The 24,454-nt window shown below is 49.2% G+C and carries 21 protein-coding genes and 2 other annotated features (1 of these 23 running past the window's edge); of the genes, 16 read left to right on the top strand and 5 right to left on the bottom strand.

All coding sequences use genetic code 11. The annotated features are described in order from the left end of the window. Positions 1-3: 3 nt before the first annotated feature. The 5 genes from arcC to cydC all read left to right on the top strand — a co-directional run bounded on the left by arcC (position 4) and on the right by cydC (position 7,840). Positions 4-966 carry a carbamate kinase gene (arcC, locus tag KNO72_RS10110; protein WP_078147774.1) on the top strand — a complete coding sequence of 321 codons (963 nt, stop codon included), beginning with the start codon at positions 4-6 and terminating at the stop codon, positions 964-966. A 163-nt stretch (positions 967-1,129) separates the two neighbouring features. Further along, positions 1,130-3,472: a glycoside hydrolase family 31 protein gene (locus KNO72_RS10115; RefSeq protein ID WP_214758063.1), complete on the top strand. Its 2,343-nt coding sequence runs from the start codon at positions 1,130-1,132 to the stop codon at positions 3,470-3,472. Between the two features lie 116 nt (positions 3,473-3,588). Beyond that, positions 3,589-4,278: a Crp/Fnr family transcriptional regulator gene (locus tag KNO72_RS10120; protein ID WP_214758065.1), complete on the top strand. Its 690-nt coding sequence runs from the start codon at positions 3,589-3,591 to the stop codon at positions 4,276-4,278. Positions 4,279-4,400: 122 nt separating this feature from the next. Beyond that, complete coding sequence (cydD, locus tag KNO72_RS10125; protein ID WP_214758067.1) at positions 4,401-6,125, top strand: thiol reductant ABC exporter subunit CydD; 1,725 nt, start codon at positions 4,401-4,403, stop codon at positions 6,123-6,125. Further along, positions 6,122-7,840 carry a thiol reductant ABC exporter subunit CydC gene (gene cydC / locus KNO72_RS10130; RefSeq protein WP_214758069.1) on the top strand — a complete coding sequence of 573 codons (1,719 nt, stop codon included), beginning with the start codon at positions 6,122-6,124 and terminating at the stop codon, positions 7,838-7,840. The genes cydD and cydC overlap by 4 nt, the downstream gene beginning before the upstream one ends. Before the next feature lie 253 nt (positions 7,841-8,093). Here cydC and KNO72_RS10135 read toward each other — a convergent pair whose 3' ends face one another. Together KNO72_RS10135 and KNO72_RS10140 are read right to left on the bottom strand one after the other, a co-directional pair. After that, positions 8,094-8,618, bottom strand: a complete 525-nt coding sequence (locus KNO72_RS10135) for a hypothetical protein (RefSeq protein ID WP_214758071.1) — start codon at positions 8,616-8,618, stop codon at positions 8,094-8,096. Between the two features lie 128 nt (positions 8,619-8,746). Continuing rightward, the gene (locus KNO72_RS10140; RefSeq protein WP_214758073.1) at positions 8,747-9,823 is read right to left on the bottom strand and encodes a diguanylate cyclase; all 1,077 of its coding nucleotides are present in this window, start codon (positions 9,821-9,823) and stop codon (positions 8,747-8,749) included. Positions 9,824-10,047: 224 nt separating this feature from the next. Between KNO72_RS10140 and KNO72_RS10145 the strand changes: the two genes are divergently transcribed. The 6 genes from KNO72_RS10145 to KNO72_RS10170 all read left to right on the top strand — a co-directional run bounded on the left by KNO72_RS10145 (position 10,048) and on the right by KNO72_RS10170 (position 14,124). Beyond that, entirely contained in the window at positions 10,048-10,230 is a 183-nt protein-coding gene (locus KNO72_RS10145; RefSeq protein ID WP_031422036.1) for a hypothetical protein, read from the top strand. A gap of 82 nt (positions 10,231-10,312) precedes the next feature. Beyond that, a complete protein-coding gene (msrA, locus tag KNO72_RS10150; protein WP_074035519.1) occupies positions 10,313-11,263 on the top strand; it encodes a peptide-methionine (S)-S-oxide reductase MsrA in 951 nt (316 codons plus the stop codon). A 13-nt stretch (positions 11,264-11,276) separates the two neighbouring features. Beyond that, positions 11,277-12,563, top strand: coding sequence for a DUF2252 domain-containing protein (locus tag KNO72_RS10155; protein ID WP_214687636.1), 1,287 nt, complete (start codon positions 11,277-11,279; stop codon positions 12,561-12,563). A gap of 61 nt (positions 12,564-12,624) precedes the next feature. After that, the gene (locus KNO72_RS10160; protein ID WP_078147766.1) at positions 12,625-12,903 is read left to right on the top strand and encodes a DUF5327 family protein; all 279 of its coding nucleotides are present in this window, start codon (positions 12,625-12,627) and stop codon (positions 12,901-12,903) included. A gap of 108 nt (positions 12,904-13,011) precedes the next feature. Then, the gene (locus tag KNO72_RS10165) at positions 13,012-13,377 is read left to right on the top strand and encodes a rhodanese-like domain-containing protein (protein WP_012727509.1); all 366 of its coding nucleotides are present in this window, start codon (positions 13,012-13,014) and stop codon (positions 13,375-13,377) included. Between the two features lie 114 nt (positions 13,378-13,491). Beyond that, a complete protein-coding gene (locus KNO72_RS10170; RefSeq protein WP_031422042.1) occupies positions 13,492-14,124 on the top strand; it encodes an HAD family hydrolase in 633 nt (210 codons plus the stop codon). A gap of 51 nt (positions 14,125-14,175) precedes the next feature. Here KNO72_RS10170 and KNO72_RS10175 read toward each other — a convergent pair whose 3' ends face one another. Next, complete coding sequence (locus KNO72_RS10175) at positions 14,176-15,588, bottom strand: NAD-dependent succinate-semialdehyde dehydrogenase (RefSeq protein ID WP_214758075.1); 1,413 nt, start codon at positions 15,586-15,588, stop codon at positions 14,176-14,178. Positions 15,589-15,680: 92 nt separating this feature from the next. Between KNO72_RS10175 and KNO72_RS10180 the strand changes: the two genes are divergently transcribed. Beyond that, a complete protein-coding gene (locus KNO72_RS10180) occupies positions 15,681-16,193 on the top strand; it encodes a glycerol-3-phosphate acyltransferase (RefSeq protein ID WP_214685300.1) in 513 nt (170 codons plus the stop codon). Next, positions 16,190-17,773 carry a GNAT family N-acetyltransferase gene (locus KNO72_RS10185; protein WP_214730195.1) on the top strand — a complete coding sequence of 528 codons (1,584 nt, stop codon included), beginning with the start codon at positions 16,190-16,192 and terminating at the stop codon, positions 17,771-17,773. Before KNO72_RS10180 ends, KNO72_RS10185 begins: the two co-directional genes overlap by 4 nt. On the opposite strand, the gene KNO72_RS10190 is transcribed toward KNO72_RS10185, so the two are convergent. Then, positions 17,712-19,349 (bottom strand): ABC1 kinase family protein, encoded by a 1,638-nt coding sequence (locus tag KNO72_RS10190; RefSeq protein WP_159563052.1) that lies wholly within the window; start codon positions 19,347-19,349, stop codon positions 17,712-17,714. The two genes, KNO72_RS10185 and KNO72_RS10190, sit on opposite strands and share 62 nt — an antisense overlap. Positions 19,350-19,442: 93 nt before the next feature. Here KNO72_RS10190 and KNO72_RS10195 point away from each other — a divergent pair, with 93 nt between their 5' ends. From KNO72_RS10195 to KNO72_RS10205, 3 genes are all read left to right on the top strand, one after another. Continuing rightward, positions 19,443-20,048: a trimeric intracellular cation channel family protein gene (locus KNO72_RS10195; protein WP_012727503.1), complete on the top strand. Its 606-nt coding sequence runs from the start codon at positions 19,443-19,445 to the stop codon at positions 20,046-20,048. A gap of 12 nt (positions 20,049-20,060) precedes the next feature. Then, positions 20,061-20,426: a DUF423 domain-containing protein gene (locus KNO72_RS10200; RefSeq protein WP_074035530.1), complete on the top strand. Its 366-nt coding sequence runs from the start codon at positions 20,061-20,063 to the stop codon at positions 20,424-20,426. A 421-nt stretch (positions 20,427-20,847) separates the two neighbouring features. Beyond that, on the top strand, positions 20,848-22,344 hold the full coding sequence (locus KNO72_RS10205; protein ID WP_214758077.1) for a murein hydrolase activator EnvC family protein: 1,497 nt from the start codon (positions 20,848-20,850) through the stop codon (positions 22,342-22,344). Positions 22,345-22,427: 83 nt separating this feature from the next. Here the strand turns inward: KNO72_RS10205 and KNO72_RS10210 are convergent, their stop codons facing one another. Then, the gene (locus KNO72_RS10210) at positions 22,428-23,741 is read right to left on the bottom strand and encodes an amino acid permease (protein WP_251025538.1); all 1,314 of its coding nucleotides are present in this window, start codon (positions 23,739-23,741) and stop codon (positions 22,428-22,430) included. A 242-nt stretch (positions 23,742-23,983) separates the two neighbouring features. Further along, positions 23,984-24,212 (top strand) — a binding site (T-box leader). Positions 24,213-24,260: 48 nt separating this feature from the next. Then, positions 24,261-24,454, top strand: a binding site (T-box leader) (it continues 34 nt past the right edge of the window).

Genomic DNA, 24,454 nt, shown 5'->3' on the forward strand with positions numbered 1-24,454 from the left:
GATATGGAGAAAAAACGAGTGGTCATCGCTTTAGGCGGGAATGCGATTCAACAAGGCAAAGATGCGACAGCCGAAGCACAAATACAGGCGGTTGAGGCAACGGCGGAATCTCTCGCTGCACTCATCGCGGAAGGAGTCGAGGTCATCATCACGCATGGGAACGGTCCGCAAGTGGGAAACCTGATGTTGCAACAAGCCGCATCAGACAGTCCAGCCACACCAGCGATGCCGCTTGATGTCTGTGGTGCGATGACGCAAGGGATGATTGGATACTGGTTCGAGAATGCACTAACCAAAGCGCTTCGTGCACGTGGTCTTGAACAGCATGTGGCTTCTCTCGTGACACGAAGTATTGTCGACCCGAACGATAGTGCGTTTCATCATCCGACCAAGCCGATCGGTCCGTTTTATACGGAAGAAGAGGCACTCCATCTCGAACGGACGACAGGTTACGTCTTCAAAGAAGATGCAGGACGTGGGTATCGTCGTGTGGTGCCGAGTCCAATCCCTATGAAAATCGCCGAACACGCCGTCATTCGAACACTCGTTGAAGCGGGGCACATCGTCGTCGCTTCTGGTGGCGGTGGCATTCCCGTCATGGAGACAATGGACGGATACGTCGGCATCGAGGCGGTCATCGATAAAGATTTCGCGGCTGCGAAACTGGCTGACCTCGTCAACGCAGACGTCTTACTCATTTTGACGGCTGTCGAACATGTGTATGTCAATTTTGGGAAGCCGGACGAGATGGCACTTCAAGAAACGTCGAAAGAACAGATGGAGACGTATATCGCGGAAGGGCAGTTCGCGCCAGGCAGTATGTTGCCGAAAGTAAGAGCGGCGCTGCAGTTTGCCGAATCCGGTACGAACCGTGTCGCCATCATCACGTCGCTCGATCAGGCTGTAGCCGCCATTGACGGAGAAGCTGGCACACGTGTCCGTCTGGCCCCATCACTCCAACAATAAGAATGTGTCGCAGACGTGAAGCGTTTGCGACTTTTTTTGTTTTCTGCCCGGGTTCAAGGGGAAGGAAGGTTGTATGCCAAAAATGAGATTGCTATCATATTCAGTGTAAACGTTTGCACTAATTTCAGGAAGGAAGTGACGGAGAGCGGAAACGCTCGAATGTATGCGCCTATTCGAAGAAAATCATGTGTACCAGTCGTGGATGAGACCAAAAGCAAGAGAAGGGGCAATCGTACAAGGAAGCTGTTATCGCTTCACCGTATTGACGAGTCAGTTGATTCGAATGGAATATGCGGAGGACGGTGTCTTTGAAGACCGCGCCACCCAAGTGGCGTGGAATCGGGAATTTGACGTTCCACAATTCCGAGTGATTGAAGATGAGACAGAACTCCAAATCATCACCGAACATGTCCATTTGTATTATACGAAAGGTCCGTTCGCGCCGAACACGCTCTACGTGGACGTGAAAGGGAACTTTAGCACGTATTATAGCCGCTACATGTTCAACGGTCCGGAGCGGACGCTGAAAGGGACGGCGCGGACGCTCGACCATGTGGACGGGGCGACGGAGTTAGAAGAAGGGATCCTCTCCAAACAAGGGTATGCGATCATAGATGATTCATCCTCGTTTTTGATGACAGATGATCGCTTCGTCGAGCCGCGACGAAAAGGGATCCATGACATTTACTACTTCGGATATGGTCATGACTATAAACAGGCACTTCGAGACTTTTACACGTTGACGGGTCCGACGCCGATGCTCCCTCGTAAAGCGCTCGGGAACTGGTGGAGCCGCTACTGGCGATACGACGAAAAGGAGTATAAGGCGTTAATGCGCCGTTTCAAGTCAGAAGATGTCCCGTTCTCGGTCAGTGTCATCGATATGGACTGGCACGTGACGGACATTCCCGAAGAGTACGGGAGTGGTTGGACGGGCTATTCGTGGAACAAAAACTTGTTTCCCGAACCGAAGCGTTTCCTTAACTGGCTAAAGGATGAGGGAATGATGGTGACGTTGAACCTGCATCCCGCGGACGGTGTCCGTGCGTTTGAAGATCAGTACGTGGCGATGGCCGAGGCCATGGGCGTCGAACCGGAATCGGGGGACCGAATCCCATTCGATTTTTCAGACAAACGATTCATTCAAGCATATTTTGAGCAGATGCATCATCCACATGAGGCGGATGGCGTTGATTTTTGGTGGATCGATTGGCAACAAGGGTCGACCTCGAAGATGGAAGGACTCGATCCGCTATGGATGCTGAATCATTATCATGCCATCGACATCGCCCGTGACGGCAAACGCCCGCTCATTTTCTCTCGTTACGCAGGACCAGGGAGCCACCGTTACCCGGTCGGATTTTCAGGAGACACGATCATCTCGTGGGCCTCGCTCGCCTTCCAGCCGTATTTTACAGCGACAGCGACAAACATCGGTTACGGTTGGTGGAGTCACGACATCGGAGGGCATCATCGTGGGAAAAAAGACGATGAGCTCGCCGCGCGTTGGGTCGCATACGGGGTGTTCAGTCCAATCATGCGCCTCCACTCGACGTTCAGCACCTTCAACGGGAAAGAGCCTTGGCGTTTCGGGATCGAAGCCGAACAGTCGATGAAGCGATTCTTACGTCTGCGTCACGAGCTCATTCCTTATCTATACACGATGAATTATCGTAACCATGCCAATGCGTTACCGCTCGTGCTGCCGATGTATATCGAACATCCCGATGACGAAGCGGCTTATCAAGTGCCGAATCAGTTTTATTTTGGCAGTGAACTCATTGTGTCCCCGATTGTCACGCCGATGGACCGAAAGCTCCACGTCGCCGGAACGAATGTCTGGCTGCCAAAAGGAGAATGGTTTGACTTCTTCACAGGACATCGTTACGAAGGCGACAAGTCGATTCGTGTGTTCCGTGGACTCGATGGACAACCGGTCTTCGCCAAAGCGGGTGCCATCGTTCCCCTCATGCCGCATCAACCGCATGCGAACGAGACGGGAAACCCGAGCGAGCTAGAAGTACTCGTCTTTCCAGGTGCCTCGAACACGTTCACGATGTACGAAGATGACGGGGAAAGCCGGGATTATGAGACAGGTGCCTCACTTGAAACGACGTTTACGCTCGACTGGGAAGCGCGGACGCTACACATCGAGATGTCAGGAGACCTGACCCACGTTCCGGCGAATCGGACATTGACCGTTCTTGTTCGAGGCGTTGTCGGGGAAGGGGACTATGACGCTGAGACGCAGACGTTACACATCCCGATTGGTGAATTGAAGCAGGAGCAGACGGTGACGCTCCCCGTCGATGTAACACAGAACGCCCATCGACTTGACCGTCTCTATCGATTCTTAGATCGCGCGGAAATCGCCTACGATTTGAAAGATCGTTTGTACCAGATGGCGACGACGAAGACGCGTCTCGAGGCCTGGCTGTTTGACCTCCATGCGTTAGAACTCGATCGAGATTTGCAAGACGCGTTATTAGAACTGATGTTGGACTGAAAAGGGGGGAGACCCCCTTTTGTCATGTCAGAAAACTGTCGGATTTTGAAAGCGGTATCATTCTGAATCGTTTTATACTTAAGGTAGGGGATTTAACTAGAAATGAGGGGATACAGATGCGACATAAGTGGACGATTGATGATTTACGCCAGTTAACACTGTTTGCGAACTGTTCGAGTCGAGCGCTTGAACAGCTCGTCCCGTACGTCTATTGCCGAACATATCGAAAAGGACAGCTCCTGTTCATGGAAGGAGACCCGCGAGAGCGCGTGTATTTCTTAATGAGTGGATACATCAGACTCGAACGGATGAACGAGCATGCGACGCATCAATATGCGGACTACGTGAAGCCCAAACAGTTCTTTCCGTACAATGGTTTGTTCACGGAGGAAGACTACCGTCATACGGCCGAAGCGGTGACGGATATTGACGTCATCTACATCCCGACCGAACGGTTCGAGCGGTTTGTATCTACACAGTCGAATATGCTGCTCTATATCATCGGACAGATGAATCGTATTTTAGATTTACATGAACGACGTGTCCAAGAGATCATTACCCCGAGCGCGAAAGAACGTGTACTCAATACCATCCATTTTTTGATTGAAGATTTAGGTGAACCGGATGAGCAAGGGGTACGTGTCCGCTGTCCGTTCACGGCGATGGAACTATCTCGTCTATCTGGAACGTCTCGAGAGACGGTTTCTACGATTTTAGCGAAGCTTCGCAAAGAAGAGGTGCTTCGAATGGATGACCACCAACTTGTAATCGGGCATCCTGAATACTTTGAGCAAGACTTCGATTGACGCCACTCAGGAGAGGGCGTCTTTTGCATGTCGGAACGAGCGGAGCGTTCGCTTCAAGACGTGTCATATTGTATAATTAGTGATGAATCTCACAAAGCAATCGGATTGTGAATAGAGAAAGGATGAATGCAGTGAAACGACTGCAAGCCCTTGCGTTCGCCGAGCGAGGTCACATCATCGGACTCGTGTTATCCGCGGTCATGATTGGACTATCGATTTTGGCGCAAGCGTATTTAATCGTCGACATCGTCGACCGAATCTTTTTAAAAGATGAATCATTTGAAACCATCATTCCGGCGTTGCTTTGGCTCGTCGTCGCCCTATTGGCACGAGCACTTTTTGGATACGTCTCCGGACGAATCGGAGCGAGTTTATCGGAAAAAGCGAAACGGGCGTTACGTCTGCAATTACTAGATCGCTATGCCACGAGCCCGGTCGAGTCCTCTTTGACGGGACAATCTGGGAAGAAGGTCAGTGTGTTCATGGATGCTGTTGACGAGGTTGACGCCTACTTCAGTCAATATTGGCCACAAGTGATTCAAACCTCGATTATCCCGCTTCTGATTTTGGTTGTCGTCTTCAGCCAACATTGGATTTCAGGTGTCATCATGATGGTGACGGCACCGTTTATCCCTTTGTTCTTTATTATCATCGGGATTGCGACACAGAAAAAATCTGAGGAACAGATGGAGAAGATGAATCAATTTTCCGGAAAGTTTTTGGATGTCTTACAGGGTTTGACGACACTTAAACTCTACAATCGGACCGAACAAGAAGCGAAAGCGATTGAGAAGAGCAGTCTCGACTTTCGGGATGCGACGATGGTCGTCTTAAAGACGGCATTCTTATCTGGCCTCATGTTGGAATTCATCTCCATGCTCAGCACCGGCGTTGTAGCACTGGAAGTCGCGCTACAGATGGTCGTTTGGGAGAACCTGACGTTCTTCTCAGGATTCTTGATTCTTGTGTTGGCGCCAGAGTATTACTTGGCCATCAAAGACCTGGGCAGTGCCTTTCATACGGGACGTGGCAGTATGGGCGCAGCAGACCGAATCTTTGACGTATTAGACGCCCCGGATGATCGCATTCAGTGGGGGACAAAGTCGCTTCGTTCACGGACACCGGACCTCGAGCTTGAAGAGATATCGTTTGAGTACGCTGGTGGACGCTTTTCCCTTCAGCCATTGAGTGGTCGCATCTCGTCCGGCACCCACCTTGCGTTAGTCGGCGCGAGCGGTTCCGGGAAGACGACTGTCCTTAACGTGATCTCAGGACTTTTGCAAGTGAAATCAGGGCGCGTCCTCGTGGATGGCGAACCCTTGCATACGTATAAGGAATCTGCCTGGTATGGAAATATTGCGTATATCTCTCAAAATCCGTATCTGTTCGCCGGGACACTCGCCGAAAACATTGCTTTAGGTGAAGTGGCTGACGAGCGTGCGTTACTCGAAGCAGCCGAGGCAGCTGGACTATCCGAGGTGATTGACCAGTTGCCGAACGGAATCTGGACAGAACTCGGAGAAGGTGGGTTTGGACTATCTGGTGGGGAACGGCAACGCCTTGCACTCGCACGGGCTTTCTTTAAGCGACCTGGTATTTTATTGTTTGATGAACCGACGACCGGCCTTGATTTGAAAACAGAGCGGATTGTCAGACGCTCGATTGAAGAGCTGTCGAAAGGTGCGACGTTAATCACGGTTGCGCATCGTCTGCATACAATCAAAGAGGCGGACACGATTTGGTTCATGGATGACGGGAAACGAATCGCAGAAGGGACGCACGAAGTGTTACTCGCTGTCCCAGAGTATGCGGAGTTGTTTGCACTTCAGAAAGGGGTGAGCCGATGAACTCGCTTTGGACCATCACAAAATGGATGATGCGCGAGAAGAAAGACATTCTTCTCTCCATCTTCTTTGGATATGCGGCAGGGATTGCAGCGGTCGCCCTCTTCGCGGCAAGTGGCTATCTCGTATCACGGGCAGGGCTCGTCCCGCCACTGTATGCACTCATGGTACCGGTTGTCTTAATTAAACTGTTCGGTGTCATCCGGGCAGGAAGCCGTTATCGGGAACGCCTCGCCTCACACCGGGCGACGTTTACGATTTTAAGTGAGTTGCGCGTCCGGTTTTATCGTCAGTTAGAGCCGCTCGTTCCGTCCATCTTTGCGAAATATCGGAGCGGCGATTTGCTCGCACGCGTCGTCGGGGACGTTGAGAGTCTTCAAAACTACTTCCTTCGCGTGTTTTATCCACCGATCATTCTCGTACTCGTCTTTTTGAGTACCATCTTCTTTGTCACCTTCTTCTCGTTTGCGGTCAGCCTATGGATTTTGTTTGGTGTACTCGTTACAGGATTCTTGATTCCGCTCGGATTTGCACGAATTCGTGCCCGTCATGACGAGACGATTCGTGGATTGCGTGGAGATGTGTCGATTCAATTGACAGAGATGCTGTTCGGATACCGGGATTTAAAACTTCATCACCAACTTGACCGCACGAAACAAGCTGTCTATTCGCATAGTGAGCGTTACATGGAGGCAGAGCGGAAAGACACGACGAATCAGTTCTTCAATTCGGCGCTCGTCGTTGCCGCTTCCTTACTCGTCTCATGGGGCGTCTTGGCCATCGGTGCGTATCAGGTGGTAAATGGAGACTTGAACGGGTTGTTCTTGGCAATGCTGATCATGATGTCGCTCACAGCGTTTGAGAATACGACGCCGATGGCCGTGTTCCCCGGTCACTTTGCAGACAGCAAGCAAGCAGCGGATCGTTTGTTTGAAGTGACGGAGCCGAGTGAAATGATTGAGTCGCGTGAGGCGAAACGTCAAGACGTGACGTTTACGGATGCACCGTCCATTTCATTTGACCATGTTCGCTATCGTTATCCGGATACGTATCGAGATGTCATCGATGAGGTGACGTTACACATTCCAAGTGGTTCGAAGACGGTCATCGTGGGACCGAGCGGGTCAGGGAAGTCGACGTTACTTCAACTGCTCTTGGCTTTCGTTCGGACGGAAGACGGCACGATTCGGTTGGATGAGTACAACGTGAACGATGTCAAACAGACAGCCATTTGGCAACATGCGAGCGTTGTTTTGCAAGACAATCATTTCTTTTATGGAACTGTACGGGACAACTTGGCGTTAGCCGGTGACTTCACAGATGAAGAGATGAGCGTAGCGCTTGAGCGGGTCCGTTTGGCGTTCACGCTAGACGAACCGGTCCTTGAGAAAGGGGCGAACTTGTCAGGTGGAGAACGCCAACGCCTGGCCATCGCACGAGCACTTCTTAAAAACGGACTTCTCTGGTTGCTCGATGAACCGACATCGGCACTCGATGCAGGAACGGAGGCCCATGTCTTTTCTGAATTATTACAGCAAGCCGGAACAGGCACACTCATTCTTGTCAGTCACCGTTTGACGGGTCTCGAAACGTTTGATCAGATTATCGTCATGGAAGCTGGACGGATCGTCGAGGTCGGTTCTTATGAGGAATTGATGACGAAACGTGGCATGTTCTATGAATTGAAACAAATCGAGCAAGAAGTGTTCGCATCATGAAAAAGACGAGCAGCCCCGTCGGTGGGCTGCTCGTCTTGTTTATGGCAAATATGGGTGCAACAAATGGGGGTTGTCGCAATGCTTTCAAAAAGAGTGTCGTGGAGGGGAATCCACGTGACGTGATATGTTTGGGGAACGTGCACGCCAAGCTTTTGGGAAGCTACAACTAGAGTATAGTTGATAACGATTCTCATTGTCAATAAGAATAATAAAAAAATCCATACGTGCGAACACGCATGGATTGGGTCATGAATTAATTCGAGGCTAGGCCTTTTTGAACCGTGAATCGAATCAAACTGAACAAGTATCTCGTGAAGAAGAGAGCGAACGCATAGAATAGCGCAATGAACGGTGACTGAAGATCAATCCCCGGGATGTTCATCAAGAACTCTAGAACGAGAATAGAGAGTAGGAATACGTAGAGAGCGGCATCTAAATAAAGTGGCATAAGACGACCGCGTTGATGCCAAAACGTGCGGATGAGTGGTGCCACGGTCATCCCGATAATCCGTTCTGCAAAGCCGATACTGAGAACGGCGATGATGAATGCTGGGATCGTGTTAAAGCTCACCAAATCCGAGAATACAAAACCTGAAATCAATAAGAGCGGACCGATGATAATCATCATCGAAAGTGAGGTCCGGAAGAAAATCCACATGTTGTTCTGAATCGAACGAATCCCCCCGATTGCCGATTGTTGAAGTGTCTTTCCACGTCTATAGTCAATCGCGAACGAGCCGATAAACATAATTCCAAATAAAGATAACAAAACTGACATGAACGATGTTTCCCCTTTTCTGAATAAATCATGATGTATCGATCTGAATCAAAGTCTAGCCTAGTTTAACGATTCATTTCGAGAAAGTAAAGCGAGAAAACGCGCTCAAGTGTGAAGAGTTTGACACATTAAGAGGCGAGGATGAAACGATTCCGACCGGACTCTTTTGCGTGATATAACGCTTCATCTGCATGTTTTAACACACTGTCGATTTCAATATCATTCGAATGGCAAGCTCCAAGCGAAACAGTGATGTGGAGCGTACCGGCACTCGTCTCGAACGGGAACGTTGAAACCTTTTCTCGAATAGATTCAGCAAGCTGCGATACTTCTTCTCGATTAGCATGGGGCATGACGATTAAAAATTCTTCGCCGCCGAAGCGACCGACTAAATGGCACTCATTGCTCTCATTCACGAGGAGCATGCCGAGCTCGCGCAAAACATCATCTCCGACGTCGTGACCGTATGTGTCATTCACCCGTTTGAAATGATCGATGTCGACCAAAATCAATGCGTATTCTTCTGCCTCGACCGTCAAGTTGGCCATGGCTTCGTTCAAGAGACGCCGATTGGCAATCCCGGTGAGCGCATCTGTACGCGCTAGTTGCTGTTGATGTTGGACGTTCTCAAAGTGACGGCGTAGTTCGAGCAGTAATCGATAGGCGGCGCAAGCTCCCCCGTAAGACATTAACATGTAGACGATTAAGACGGGATAGAACAAGTTTAGTGGAAGCGCGGCATAAAGCGCTGCCCCAAAAATGGCGATGCTGATCGTAGTGAATACGAGCAAAGTAGGCCGAGTATTATCCATGCGTTTCCGTAAAAGACTTGTTAAGACAACTAACGTAACTATTGTGGCGATGGCTAGATAGAGACCGAGCATGGTACCGCCTGTAAAGAACAGAACTAGGGAACGACCGATTAATAATATGATACCTGCGACAGCACCACTCACCCATCCCCCGAATAGAACGGCAAGCAAAACGGGAATATTACGTAGGTCGATGAGTATCCCCTCGAGCGGTAAGGCATTTACCAAAAGGAGGATGGCAATCAATCCGGTCTGTACCCCGAGTAAAACCCTTCCTTTCAAAGGAGACTGTGGAGTTAAACGAGGTCGATTGCGAAACGGTAAAAAGGAAATCGTGAAGAGCGTGAACAAGATACACAGGTTGATAAAGAACGCATTAATGATTGTGAGCATCGAGGCTCCCCCTTATCCCGTATGGAAATATTTAGTTACAGTATATAGCATCTAGTTGGAAACAGACAGGAATAACCTGCTTGCGGAAAGAAGCTCTCTTGAATGACTATTCAAGCAAATCGTCTTGGAATCCTTTTGGATTTATTCAAGTTCTTCTCATCTTTTAGAACTTTCGTTATGGAAAATCGAAAGTTTGGTATGATAAGAGAAAAGGAGGACTGTCCGTGCGTTACTGGGATCATTTTAAGCGAGCGTTTATTCCGATTGCGCTCATTTTGATTGGATTAGCGATCTTTTATACTTTATCAGCTCGAGATAACATGGTGTTGACGCTTTTAGGGGCTGCGATTGTTGGAGTCATCTTATTTTTGGTGATGCGTCATGTGAATCAGGTGGAAGAGGACTGAAGCGAGAACACATTTTGTGGTTCTCGTTTTTTGTTGTCTTGCCACATTTTTGGGTACACTACAAAGTAAGGAGGGATTTATCATGGCAAAAGCTACATTTGCGGGAGGCTGTTTCTGGTGCATGGTCAAACCGTTTCATAAATATGAGGGAGTGGAGCGTGTCATTTCTGGATATACAGGAGGACATGTCGACAACCCGACGTATCAACAAGTCTGTTCAGAGACGACGGGGCATTTAGAGGCGGTTGAGATCACGTTCGATCCTGAAGTCATCTCGTATGAGGAGTTGCTTCGCATCTATTGGCGTCAAATCGACCCGACAGATGGTGGAGGGCAGTTCAATGACCGCGGTGAATCGTACCGTCCAGCCATCTTCTATCATTCAGAAGAGCAACGGGCTGCAGCGGAGCGTTCGAAACAAGAAGTGGAAGATTCGGGTCGCTTCGATCGTTCGATTGAAGTCGATATCCGCCCTGCGAAAACGTTCTGGGAAGCGGAAGACTATCATCAAGACTACTATAAAAAAAATCCGTTCCGCTATGAGATGTACCGTGTCGGTTCAGGACGCGCGAAGTTCATCAAAGAGGCATGGAGCGATCGTAAACAACAACAAGCACTTCGTGAACGCTTGACACCGATGCAGTATAAAGTGACGCAAGAAAACGGGACAGAGCCACCGTTTCAAAATGAATATTGGGATGAAGAACGAGAAGGGCTGTACGTGGATATCGTTGACGGGACACCACTCTTCACATCGCACGATAAGTTTCAGTCGAATTGTGGATGGCCGAGCTTCTCACGTCCAATCGAGGAGAAGCGCGTCGATTTGAACATGGACACGACGCATCACATGGTACGGACAGAAGTCCGTTCAAAACAAGGGGACAGTCACCTTGGTCACGTGTTTGATGACGGTCCAAAAGAGCTTGGTGGCTTACGCTATTGCATCAACTCGGCCGCTCTCCGATTCGTTCCTGTAGAAGAGCTTGAAGAGGCGGGGTACGGGGAATATAAACACTTATTCAACAAGTGAAGGGGAGAGCCGTATGTTCACAGCCGTCAAACAACAAATTCGGTGCGAGACGATTGGGACCGTCCTTGATTTTTACGACCAGTCGATTCGACAGCTTTCGGAAGAGGCGAGACAAGAGAAGTACGCGAAGATGAGTTCAAGCCCGTTCTCGTTCTTTCGAGGGAGCTCACACTTGTTCTACTACGACTTTGCGAAAGTACCGATCGCCTTTGACACAGGTCCTGACCATCCGACGTTCATTCAAGGAGACTTACACTTTGAAAATTTCGGTGTGTTCGAAGACGGGGCCGGCACCATCATCTATGACGTGAACGACTTTGATGAGGCGTATATCGGGTCCTATCTGTTCGATTTGTTGCGGATGGCGGTCTCTGTCGATTTGTTCGCCGCCGAGTCAGGATTCGACGGCAAGGCAGCCATTCAAGCGTTTGCTGAGTCCTATGCCAAAGCCATTGAAAAACATGCGCTTGGATGGAGTGAGCATATTCAATTCACGAAAGATAATACGTGTAAAGCGGTCAAAAAAGTCATAAAAAAAGCGGAAAAGAAGAAAGATGAATTCATGTCCGAACGGACGGAGGTACGGGACGAGGAACGTTATTTTTCGACGAGTGACGACCTGCTCCCCGTCTCTTCAGAAGTACGGGAGAAAATTGAAGCGGCATGGGGCGATTATCTGTCTTCATTGTCAGACCAACACCGACATCATGCCGATCACTACGAAATCAAAGATATCGCCATCAAACTTCAGAGCGGCACGGCTTCAATCGGTTTAGAACGCTACTATATTTTGATTGAAGGTGCCGACGAAGAACATGATGAAGATGTTATTTTAGAGATGAAGCAAGCACAGTCCGCCGTCCCGTCTCTCTTTCTTCCGACACATCCGCTGTTTGAGAACGGATTGTCGCATCAAGGCGCTCGTGTCGTCGCCGCACAACGAGCAATGGTCCACAGTCGTGACCCGTATCTCGGCTATTTGACAATCGACGATAAAGAATATTATGTGAGGCAACGTTCTCCGTATAAGCGGAAAGTGAAAGCGAAACACATGAAAGATGAGACGTCGCTCATTGAGACGTTGAAAGTGCAAGCGCAAATCACGGCGAAGATTCACGCACGGGCCGATGCGTCATCGAATGTGCTCGATTATACGGCAAGCGAACGAATCGCGGCGGCAATCGGTGACTCTCCGTCCCTGTTTATTCGACAGTTATCGAGATGGGCTGATTTTTATGCAAATCAAGTTCGTTTTGATTATGACGCCTTTTTAAACTGGGTCGAGTCAAGGAATCGTTAAGGAACTTGCGAATTGAGGATGAAATCCTGCACAATGGAAGCGTAAAGGATGTGTACGGACTATGATTACAGAACAACAAGTCATCGCCCAAATGCGTCAGGTGATGACACAGATTGAGTCGTCAACCGGCGAAGCGCAAAAGCGTCATTTGGCAAAGTTAATGGGTTTTTGTGAACTCTTGTTAGCGGAGACGTCTGAAGCAAAAAGCGTTGGGGCATCACAGTCCCCGACCGTGACAAGTGAAACGAAACCTCCGCTTGATCGTCAGATGGCTGCCTTTCTCGGCATTCCGATGGAAGAAGACGAACAACCTAAATCGGATTCATTGCTCGATTTTTGAACCACATGTGATGCACATGTGGTTTTTTTGTGGATTCATTTTCATTGACTTAAATACCATAGGGGGTATAATGGGTACAAGAAACGAAATGTAAATGGAGGCGTGAATATGTTGGACTTTCTTTTTGTGGCAGTCGTCATTGGACTTGTGTATTTCTGGTGGAGTCGTCGTAACAATGTAAAAACTGTCTCGACGGACGATTTAAAACGGAGAATCGCAGAAGAACGGAACATTCAATTGTTGGATGTGCGTGAGCCGCATGAATACCGCGGGGGACATATCAAGCAGGCGAAAAACGTACCTTTATCCGGATTCGGTAATGCTCAAGCGAAATATCCGAAAGAAAAGGAGCGTCCTGTCTATGTCATCTGTCAGAGCGGGATGCGTAGCCAACGCGCGGCAGCGATGCTGAAGAGTGCCGGATATACCGACGTCTATTCTGTAAAAGGTGGCATGAACTTCTGGCGTGGATAATAGAGGCGACTGGACGAATCGGTTCAGTCGTTTTTTTGTCATCACGTTTTCTCTTTTGCATTTTCGGGGATTCTGCTACGGTAAGGAGAGAGTGAAAGAGAGGGGATCAATCCAATGGCAGTAATTTTATTTGATATCGATGGCACGTTAGTAGATACGACCGGACCGATGACAAAGGCGATTCATGAGGCACTCGAGGAGCTTCCTCATCTTCCGAAACCGAGTGAAGAAGCGGTCCGTTCAGGATACGGCTTGGCAGGTAACGCGTTTTGGGAGCATGTCATCCCGGAAGCGACGCTTGAGGAGATTCGTCTCATTCGCAGACTCCGTCATACGACGCTTGAGCAAACGATGGAAGGACAAAATGTCTTATTTGACGGAATTCGTGAGATGTTGGAGACACTTCACGAGCAAGGTCATACGCTGACGACGGCGAGTAACTGCGGTGTTCATTATATGAATTTGATTTTAGATACGCAACAGATTCGTCCATATATGACGGCACCCGAATGTTTAGAATCTGTTGGGGGCGAGAAGAAGGCAGACATTCTGACAGCGCACCGTGTCCGGCACGGAGAGGCGGACTATATTATGGTCGGTGATCGTAAATCGGATGTCGAAGCGGCTCGCGCTCATGACTTCCCCGTCGTCTTGACAGGATTCGGGTTCGGTAATGAAGAAGAGTGGGCACTTGCAGATCACGTGATTCAATCTCCACACGATTTAGTCGAGTGGGTCAACCGATAAGAAAAGGCTTGTCGCATATCAATGTCGACAAGCCTTTTTGTATACCTATACTCACAATCCGAGAGAGATGTATTTTACTTCTAAAAATTCCTCAATACCGTGATGACCGCCTTCACGACCGAGTCCGCTCTCTTTCCAACCACCGAAAGGCGCTTGCGGCGTTGACGGAAGTCCGTCATTCACACCGACAATCCCATACTCTAACGATTCAGCTAAATAGATCGCTTCATTGATGTCTTGCGTGAACAGGTAAGCGGCTAAGCCAAATGGCGTGTTGTTCGCCCGTTTGATGACTTCATCGAGTGAATCGAACGTCGCAATCGGTGCGACAGGTCCGAACGTCTCTTCGTTCATACAGAGCATGTCTTCATTCGCATAACGGATGACGGCAGGACGGATGAATAAGCCGTCTAGCACCTCGCCACCGTACACTTCACCGCCACGAATCTGTGCGTCCTCAATATGCTTTTCGACTTTACTGAGCGCATCGTCATCGATGAGCGGACCGATGTCGACACCTTCCTCTAGTCCGTTGCCGACTTTCAACGCTTCGACCTCTTTAATGAAACGCTCCGAGAATTCATCGACGACGGCGCGTTCGACATAGATTCGGTTCGCGCAGACGCACGTCTGTCCACCGTTTCGGAACTTTGTGGCGACCGCTTGCGGAACAGCCTTATCTAAATCCGCTTTGGCCGTGACGATGAGCGGGGCATGTCCACCGAGTTCGAGTGAAATCTTTTTCATCGTGTCCGCAGCGTCACGCATGAGCATTTTTCCGACTTCCGTTGATCCTGTGAACGTCAATTTTCGGACCCGTTTATCTTGTTGCCACGCTTTGACGATATCTGAAGCTTGTCCAGTGACAAGGTTGATGACCCCTTTTGGGAATCCGGCCTTCTCCGCTAATTTGACCAATTCGATGGCGGTCAACGGGGTCGCCGATGCTGGTTTCATGACGACCGTACAGCCTGCAGCGAGCGCCGGAGCGACTTTCCGTGTGATCATGGCAGCCGGGAAGTTCCAAGGTGTGATGGCTGCGATGACGCCCACCGGTTGTTTGATGGCAAAGATTCGTTTCTGGTTTGATGAAGCAGGAATCGTCTCTCCGTACACGCGTCGTCCTTCTGCTGCATACCAGTCGATGAATCCATTTGCATAGTTGATTTCACCGATTGCTTCCTTGAGCGGTTTCCCTTGTTCCTCGACCATCGTTCGGGCAAGCTCTTCTGTATGTTCTGCAATCAAATGATGCCACTCATTGAGTAGCTCCCCTCGTTCTTCTGCTGTTTTTTGTTGCCATTCTTGTAACGCCTCATGTGCAGCATCGACGGCTTGTGTCGCTTCTTGTGTATCACTTTTTGTCACGACGGCCATCACATTGCCTGTAGCCGGATTGCGTACCTCGATCGTTTGTCCCGTTTCTGTCCATTCCCCATTAATGAAATTTTTCTCTTCTCGCATCTTGATTTCCCCTTTCCAAAAAGTGCACAGTTAATTAGAGGATACCCGTTTTTCTGAAACGCACACAAATTTCCAAAAAATGAGGGGATACTATGTGGATCATCATCATAGGCTATTTAGTCGGAAGTCTGCTCGGGGGCAGACTGTATGGGGTGCTAAGTGGACATGATTTAGCGACAACTGGTTCGAAGAATACCGGTGCACGCAATGCACATCGCATCGGTGGAGTGAAGGCGTTTCTCATCGTCTATGGATTCGACGTGCTCAAGACGATTCTCGTCCTACAGATGAGCGGATTGTATTTTTGGGAGACGGCGTTCGCACTCACGCTCGGGCATATTTATCCATTTTGGCGAATCCGTGCAGGTGGGAAGGGATATGCCGTTTTTTCTGGAATCATATGGGCATATGACCCGTGGTGGTTTATTGGGGGTCTTGCTATCTTGTTACTCTTAATCAAATTAACAGGGAACTCTCGCGAGACGGGACTGGTCATGCTCATTTTACTTCCGCTCTCTGCACTTTGGAATGTCGAAAATGTCATCTGGGCCACGCTGATTACGATTCTTATTATCTATCATCATGTGAAGGAGGAAAAAGCATGATTGTGTACCGAAAAGCCGAAGTATCAGATTTTGAAGCGATACATCGGTTGAATTACGAAACATTCGTCGAAGAGATTCCGCAACATCCACCGAATCAGAAAAGGCGACTTGTCGACAAGTTTCACGAAGAAAATACATATTGGATTGGAGAAGTGGATGGGGAAGTGGTCGCCATGTGTGCGTTACGTGGTAAACGACCATTTTCATTGGAACAAAAGGGTGTGCGCATTCCTGAAGGGAATTGGCTCGAGATTCGTCTGCTCGCTGTGACTAAACCTTATCGGCGCAATCGAACGTTCGCTGGATTGATGCGTGCGGTTATCGATGATGCGACAGAGCGTGAGGTTGATGGCATCGTCATCAGTGGAACGACACGTGAACAAGTGCTCTATCGTCGATTTGGGTTTGTCCCATTTGCGGATCCAATCGGTCCTGAGGAAGCACGATATGTGCCGATGGTGTTAACGCGTTCGGCTTTTTATGAATCCAAATCAGCGTCGATTCTACGCCCGAAAAGTTTACTAGCAGGACCCGTTGAATGTTCGGAACGCGTGAGAGAACGACTCTCCATGCAGCCGCGCCCACATCGTTCAAATGAGACGGGACGAGTGCTTGAAGCGGTGCAACAAAAACTGGCGGAACGAATCGAACTCCCGCATGTCTATACGCTTCTTGGAAGTGGGACGGTCGCCAATGATGCGGTCGCGGCTCGATTGGACGGACACGGGCTCATATTCAATGCGGGTGAATTTGGAGAACGCTTGATTGACCATGCCCGGCGTGTCGGTCTGTCTTTTGACGTGGTCGCAGTGGACCAAGAGGGACAATGGGATATTTCGCAACTTGAGCGCATTGCACCAGACTGGGTATGGACGGTTCATTGCGAGACATCGTTAGGGATATTAATCAACCTTGCCCCGCTCCATACATGGCAAGGCGTTGTCGCCATTGATGCGATCAGTGCCGTCGGAACGTTCGTCTATGACTATTCGTTTGCGGACTACGTGACCTTCTCTTCAGGAAAGGCGTTACGGAACGTCCCGGGTCTCGCGTTCGTGGCAATGAAGCATCCAGCGATTGCGACACCACATACAGCGCGCTATTTGGATCTATCCCTCTATCAACCGATTGCCTTCACACAATCGGAACCACTTCTCTCAGCGATGGCGATCGCGCTGGATGAGTTGACAGAAGATGAAGTCGTTTCACATTCTGTAAAGATGAATACGTTGCTTAATGCCTTACAAGAGAACGGTTTGACGGTCGATGTGAGTCCTGCTCAGTCACCTGGCATCATCACGATTCGAGTACCGTGCGAGCTGTCCTCGGTCGAGCTCGGGCGCCAACTGTCGTATCAAGGCTATCTCGTTCAGTATGAGAGTGACTATTTGAAACGGGCGAACGTCATTCAAGTATCGACCATGGGTTGGACGACACCTCGCATGATGCGTGACGTCGGTGCTTATATCGCACAATGGATTCAACAAAAAACCGCCACTGTTGAGAGTGACGGTACGCTTATACTCGAAAGTCTTGGCGGGCCAAATGACGAATCTTTCGTCCGAGGCGTCTCCAATTGAAATAAGCTAAAACGGAGACGACGCCACCTGACCAAAAGAGCCATTCATCCGGTCGGATATAACCGAGTAGCCCGACGAGCAGGCCGAGCAAGATGACGATGGCATTGAACGTCTGACGGTGCAAGAGTTCCTTGGATTCAAGGTTTCGTTGGAACATCGCTTGCTCCGACAGACGTTTTCGTGTCGGTTCTTTTAAGTAATTATCCAGAAGTGGAGGAACGTTTAACAGTTTCTTCGCATAGTTGATTCCGGTCTTCACGTAACGATTTTGAAGCGTTGTCCCGTCTTCCTCGAGCCATTCGATGACAATCGGTTTACCGAGTGTGAACAGATCGATTTTCGGATCGAGGATTTGCAGAATCCCGAGCAAGGTCGAGGCGGCCCGACCGAAGAAGGCAAATTCTGCCGGGAGCTGAATCGGTTCGTTTTTGACGAGCAATTGAATGTCCTGTAACACCTTCTCAATCAATTTCGTATCGACGGTATCGATGTCCGTTTCTAGGTAGAAGGTGACCGCTTTCTCTAGTGCTTGGCGAATGTTTTGTTTGTTTGCCGTCGGTAAGAGGAAGCGCAAGTCTTCTAATCCATCGACGATGCTATCATAGTCGAGCGAGATGAACGCCTGTAAGATATTCCGAATCGTGGCCATGTCTTGTGCCGTTGTCTGTCCGACCATACCGAAATCGAGTAAGATGATGGTGCCATCGGCTCGAATTTGGACGTTTCCGGGGTGTGGATCGGCATGGAACTGCCCACCAAACAATAGCTGTTCGGCAGCGAGTGTGAAGAGTCGTTCAGCTAGGGCGGAACGGTCGATTCCATTTTCCTTTAAAAAGGCGAGGTCGGTGATCCGGCGTGCATCGACCCAGTCCATCGTCAAGACGCGGTTCGTACAGAGATGCTCGTGATAGTCCGGGATATAAACGTCTCGGTTATCCGCGTATTTGGCTTTAAAATACAGGGCATTTTTTAATTCGGTTTGAAAATTTAGTTCATCCCCGATGACAAAAATCATCTGGCGATATAAGCTATCTAAGTCGGTTGATTTAGCGAGGGATGTCCGCTTTAACATCGATGTGACAATCCGCATCGCACGGAAGTCGGTCCGGATGATTTTTTCGATATTCGGACGCTGGATTTTGATGGCGACCCGTTTGCCGTTTTCAAGAAGCGTGGCACCATATACTTCTCCGATGGAAGCCGAGGCGACGGCGTCGATGCCGACGTCTTTGACGACTTGGGTATATGGGACGCCCCATTCTGCCTCTAGAATCGCGCGCGACTTCTCCCAACCAGACGTCGGGACACGGTCGACGAGCTCTGATAGCTCGTTCAAGACGGCGGGTGGCAATAAGTCTGCACGAATTGATAAGAATTGTCCGAGTTTGATTAACAAGCCCTCGAGTCGTAGCGCGTTACGCTTATACTCACGCGCGAGCTTGAGCATCAGTGCTTCATATTCTTCTGTCGTGGCGACACCTTGTTGTTGTTTGCGTGAAAAGGCGTACAGCCGAATGATGAATCGGGCGAACATGGTGACGATAATCCATATGCGGAACAAAGCGATACGTTTCATTGTAATACCGACATCCTTTACGACAGTCGCACGACTGACCTGAATTTTTGTAACTATACTTTACCATACAATGCGTTGAAGAAAGGGCAAGGGATGTTCATGGAGTGGGAATTGCTCAACGTCGTCGGAACGATTGCGTTCGCGGCGAGCGGAGCCATCATTGCGATGGATGAAAAATACGATATTTTTGGAGTTTGGTTACTGGCGTTTATCACCGCCTTCGGAGGCGGCGCGATCCGAAACGTCCTGTTAGGAAACCCCGTCAGTTTAATTTGGCAACAGAATGATTTATTTATTTTATGTTTTCTGGTCGCACTCCTCATCTTCCTGCTCCCGAGTGTCGTATTGCCACATTGGGAACGCTGGGGTGTCATTGTCGACGCCATTGGTCTCGTCGCTTTTGCCTTTCAAGGGGCGCAGGTCGCAATCAAGCTTGATTTACCTTTATCTGCTGCGATTGCGGCGGCTGTCTTGACTGGCGTTGGCGGAGGTGTGGTCCGGGACTTATTGGCAGGACGTAAGCCTCTCGTCTTACAATCTGAGGTGTATGCGATTTGGGCGATTCTCATTGCGGTCATTACGTATTACTTCAAGCTCGAAGGCGGTCTTGCTGTGTACGCGCTTTTAATTGTCGTCGCGACACTTCGAGTGATATCCTACTATCGGAAGTGGAATTTACCAGCACGAAAAGTCAGATAAGGGGGAACGGAAATGAAGATATTATTAATGATCGGTGCCGGATTGATGGCACTCGGTGTGGCACTTGGTGCATTTGGCGCCCATGCGCTAAAAGAGAGATTGGCGCCAAACATGTTGGCAAACTGGCAGACAGGTGTGCTCTACCATATGGTGCACGCGCTTGGAATCATTGGGATTGCAGCGCTCCTCATGCGCGTGAGCATCAGCCAGTTCAACGTGGCCGGTTGGCTCATGTTTGCGGGGATCGTTTTCTTCTCAGGAAGCTTGTACGTCATGGCATTGACGGGAATTACAAAACTCGGAGCCGTGACACCGATTGGCGGCGTGTTATTCATCGCTGCCTGGATCTTTGTCATCGTCGGTGCGATGAAACTATAACTTGAGAATCCATTTATTCGATATCCATGCCTTTGCTCATGTTCACATGTAGCGACGGCATGGATTTTTTTGATGAGTCACCCCATTAATTGGAAAAGGGATATACAGCCCTATTCGCTTATTATTTTAAAATAAGGTAAAACGTTCTCTATTTACATAAAACATTACAGAAAGATGTCAAATCGAACAGTCTGAAAAGGTATTGGTAAATAATAAGTTCTATGCATTCATTGTCCGAACCTTTGTTCTTGCGTAATAAAATTGAAATATAACTTTAACAGGAAAATATCTATCAGTTAGATATAATTAGTCGTGTTGAAACTCAACCAAATGATCGTTTTTGTTACATACTGAAACGGCTTTAAATATGTAGTGTAGTAGGTACTCACGTTTGTCATTTAAGAAAGGATGTACCCCATTCATGAATTGGAAACGCACAGTCTCGACGTTGACGCTCGGTGTGATGCTCATCAGCACACATACAGTTGCGGATGCATCGACTTCGATTAAAGAGAAGCAAGAACAACAACAAAAAGTAAAAGAAAAGCGCGACAGTGTTAAAAAAGACCAGTCAGAAACATCTTCAAAAATTGAAGGAAACAAGGAAGAGATTTCAAAAGTTCAGGCTGAGGTCAACAAAATGGACGCACAATTGCAAGACATCATCAATGATGTCGCCATGAAACGCCAAGAAATCAAGCGCACCGAGATGAAGATCGAGGATCTTGAAGCCGACATTAAAGATTACCAAGAAAAAATGAAGGCGCAAGAAGCGATGATGAAAGAGCGTATGGCCACGATGCAAAAGAACGGTGGCGGTTCAATCAACTGGGCTGAGTTCATCTTCGGTTCAAAAAATCTCTCTGATCTCGTGACACGTATGATCACAGCTGGAACGATTCAGCGTAGTGACCAAGAGTTGTTTGATGACTATGAAGCGACACAGCGTTCGTTGAAAGAAGCGCAGGCTGACTTGAAAGCAGAGCGTGCTTCACTTCTTGAACAACAAAAAGCACTCGAAGTGCGTCAAGCCGAGCTTGAGAAGAAAATGAAGCAACGTGAAAAACGCATCAAAGAGCTTGAAGAGAAGAACATCAAGTTCGAATCGCAAATCTTTGACCTTCAAGAGATTGAAGCAACATTAGTCGCTCAAGAACAGGCGATCGCGGCTGAAATCGAAGCGCAACGTCGCGAAGAAGAGGAAGCCCGTCGTCGTGCGGAAGAGGCAGCTCGTCAAGAGGCGGCACGTAAAGCGGAAGAAGCCCGCCAAGCAGAAGCTGCACGTCAAGCTGAGGCTGCTCGTCAGGCAGAGGCGGAACGAAAAGCGGAAGCGGCTCGTCAAGCTGCTCAACAAAAACAAGACAATAAATCGAATACCCCGTCTTCATCGTCTTCAAACAACACGACACCATCAACGCCAGCTTCAAAACCGGCACCGGCGCCAACGCCAGCTCCGAAACCAGAGCCAAAGCCGGCACCGACGACATCGACGCCAGCACCGTCTAGCACGATGTTCATTCAACCAGCTTCAGGACGCTACTCGCAAGGATGGGGTCCGGCAAGTGGTGCGTATGGTTACACGTTCCATAACGGTGTAGACATCGCCGGTCCAACAGGGACACCGATTCGTGCATCTGCGACAGGTACGGTCATTCGTGCAGGTTGGGGTGGTGCATACGGCAACCACGTCATGATCGCGCACGTCATCAACGGTCAAGTTTGGACGACGGTTTATGCGCACATGAACTCGGTATCTGTCAGCTCTGGACAGCGTGTGACGCAAGGGTCGAACATCGGGACGCTTGGAAACACAGGGAACTCGTCAGGTCCGCACTTGCACTTTGAGATTCATAAAGGCGGCTACTCATACTCGGCAACGAGTGCAGGTAGCACGGTCAATCCGCGTCAGTTCTTCTGATGCATCAACCAAAAAGCTCCTTTCGATTGCGAAAGGAGCTTTTGTGCGTAATAAATCCCTCCGCTGTCGCGAAGGGATGCTTGTTAATTGGCTTGTTCGATATCGCTTGGACGATCTTGTTTTTTACGCATTTGTTCACGCACGTAATAGATGATCGTCAATCCGATCAACCAAGGTACGCCGAATTTCAGCAAGATGTTGAAATCCGTGAACCATGTCGTGATCATCAGGCTGAGCAGTAAGACCGCCCCGAGCAATGGGAGGAATGGATATCCCATCATGCGGACAGGGAGTTTTCGCCCAGTCCATTTCTTACGGAAGAACAAGTGGGAGACGAAGACCATGAACCAAGTGAAAATAGCTCCGAACATCGAGATTCCCATCAAGAATGGATATGACGACTCCATGAATACTTGTAGCAAAGCGGCGAGGACGATCCCGCCCGTTGAAACGAGTAGCGCGAACATCGGGATCCCATTTTTGCTGATTTTTTTGAACGCTTTCGGTGCATCGCCGGCTTCCGCGAGCGAGTACATCATACGTGTCGACGCGTAAAGCTGCGCGTTCATCGCAGACAAGGCGGCGATCAAAATCACAAAGTTGAGGATGCCTGCCGCGAACGGGACATCAAACTGTTCCATGACGAGCACGAATGGACTTTGGTCGATCCCGGCTTGCTGCCATGGGATCAGCATGAGCATGATCGCAAGCGTGATGACATAGAAGAACGTCAAGCGGAACACAGTCGCACGTAAAGCGCGTGGTACAGCCTGGTCCGGGTCTTTCGCTTCTCCCGCTGTCACAGCGACAAGTTCGGTTCCAAGGAAACTGAAGAGGGAGATGAAAATCGTCACCCACATTCCGTAAAAACCGAACGCGAAGAAGCCTTCGTTTCCTGTCGTGATTGACTCAATTGGTGATCCTGGTTCGCCGAACAATGTGGCGGCACCGAGGACGATGAATAGGATGATGGCAGTTACTTTGATGAAGGATAACCAGTATTCGGTCGTTCCGAACGTGTGAACGTGACGGGCGTTGACGTAAATGAGTAATCCACCGAAGAGGGCGACCCAGACGAACCCATTCACATCGGGGAACCAGTAGCGCATGTAGATGGCGATGGCACTGACTTCAACCCCTACAGCCAGTACGTTCGCGACCCAGTAAGAGTAACGGACGAGAAAACCGGCGAGTGGATGAACGTATCGCTCGGCAATCGTTCCGAATGATCCGGATGTTGGATGGGCGACCGTCATTTCGGCGAGCGCACCCATGAGTAAGAGGACGATGAACGCCCCGATGGCATAGCTGACGAGCACGCTCGGGCCAGCGGTTTGAATCGCGAGACCGCTTCCGAGGAACAGCCCGGTTCCGATGGCGCTCCCGAGGGAAATCATCGTAAGTTGCCGGGTGGACAGCTCGCGTTTTAGTTTATTTGTTTCCAAAATCGATTCTCCTTTAGCTGAGTGAAATGTTGTTGTGGACGACTATAGCAGACGAAAAAAAACAATGTCAATTCGAAAAATCGATGAAGGTTTCTCATTTTTGGATGCACATATAGAGGCAAAGTTTTTATATTTTTTTTATTTGACATGGATTCATCTGCCCTGTATAGTACGAATTAACTTAACTGAAACGAATAAAGGCGTCGACGAAGAGAAGTAACGACGAATCCTGTATGACAGAGAGCTGATGGTTGGTGCGAATCAGTATATGGGACGTCGCGAATGGACTTCTGAGCTCTAAACCGAACTTTGAGTAGGCTTTAGCGGGTTACCCACCGTTATCACGGGGAAGCGGATGATTGTCCGTGAAGTGGGTTCTTTGGAACCAACGAAGGTGGCACCACGGGGTTACTCGTCCTTCTTATAGCGCAGGCTATGAGGAGACGGGTGACCCCTTTTTCGTTTCAACAATATAAATCGAGGATTGAGAAGAGTAGCGCGAGAAGACGTTTCGTCCAGAGAGTCAGGGATGGTGAGATCCTGACCGAGGCGTCCGCGTGAATGGGCTCATGAGAGCATGGCTGAAGAGAGTAGGCCGTGACGGTTTCCCCCGTTATCGGGATACGATGTGATTGCATCGGAGAGTGGATTCTTTTGAATCAACG

The organism is Exiguobacterium sp. s123 (assembly GCF_018617075.1).
GTDB lineage: Bacteria > Bacillota > Bacilli > Exiguobacteriales > Exiguobacteriaceae > Exiguobacterium > Exiguobacterium profundum.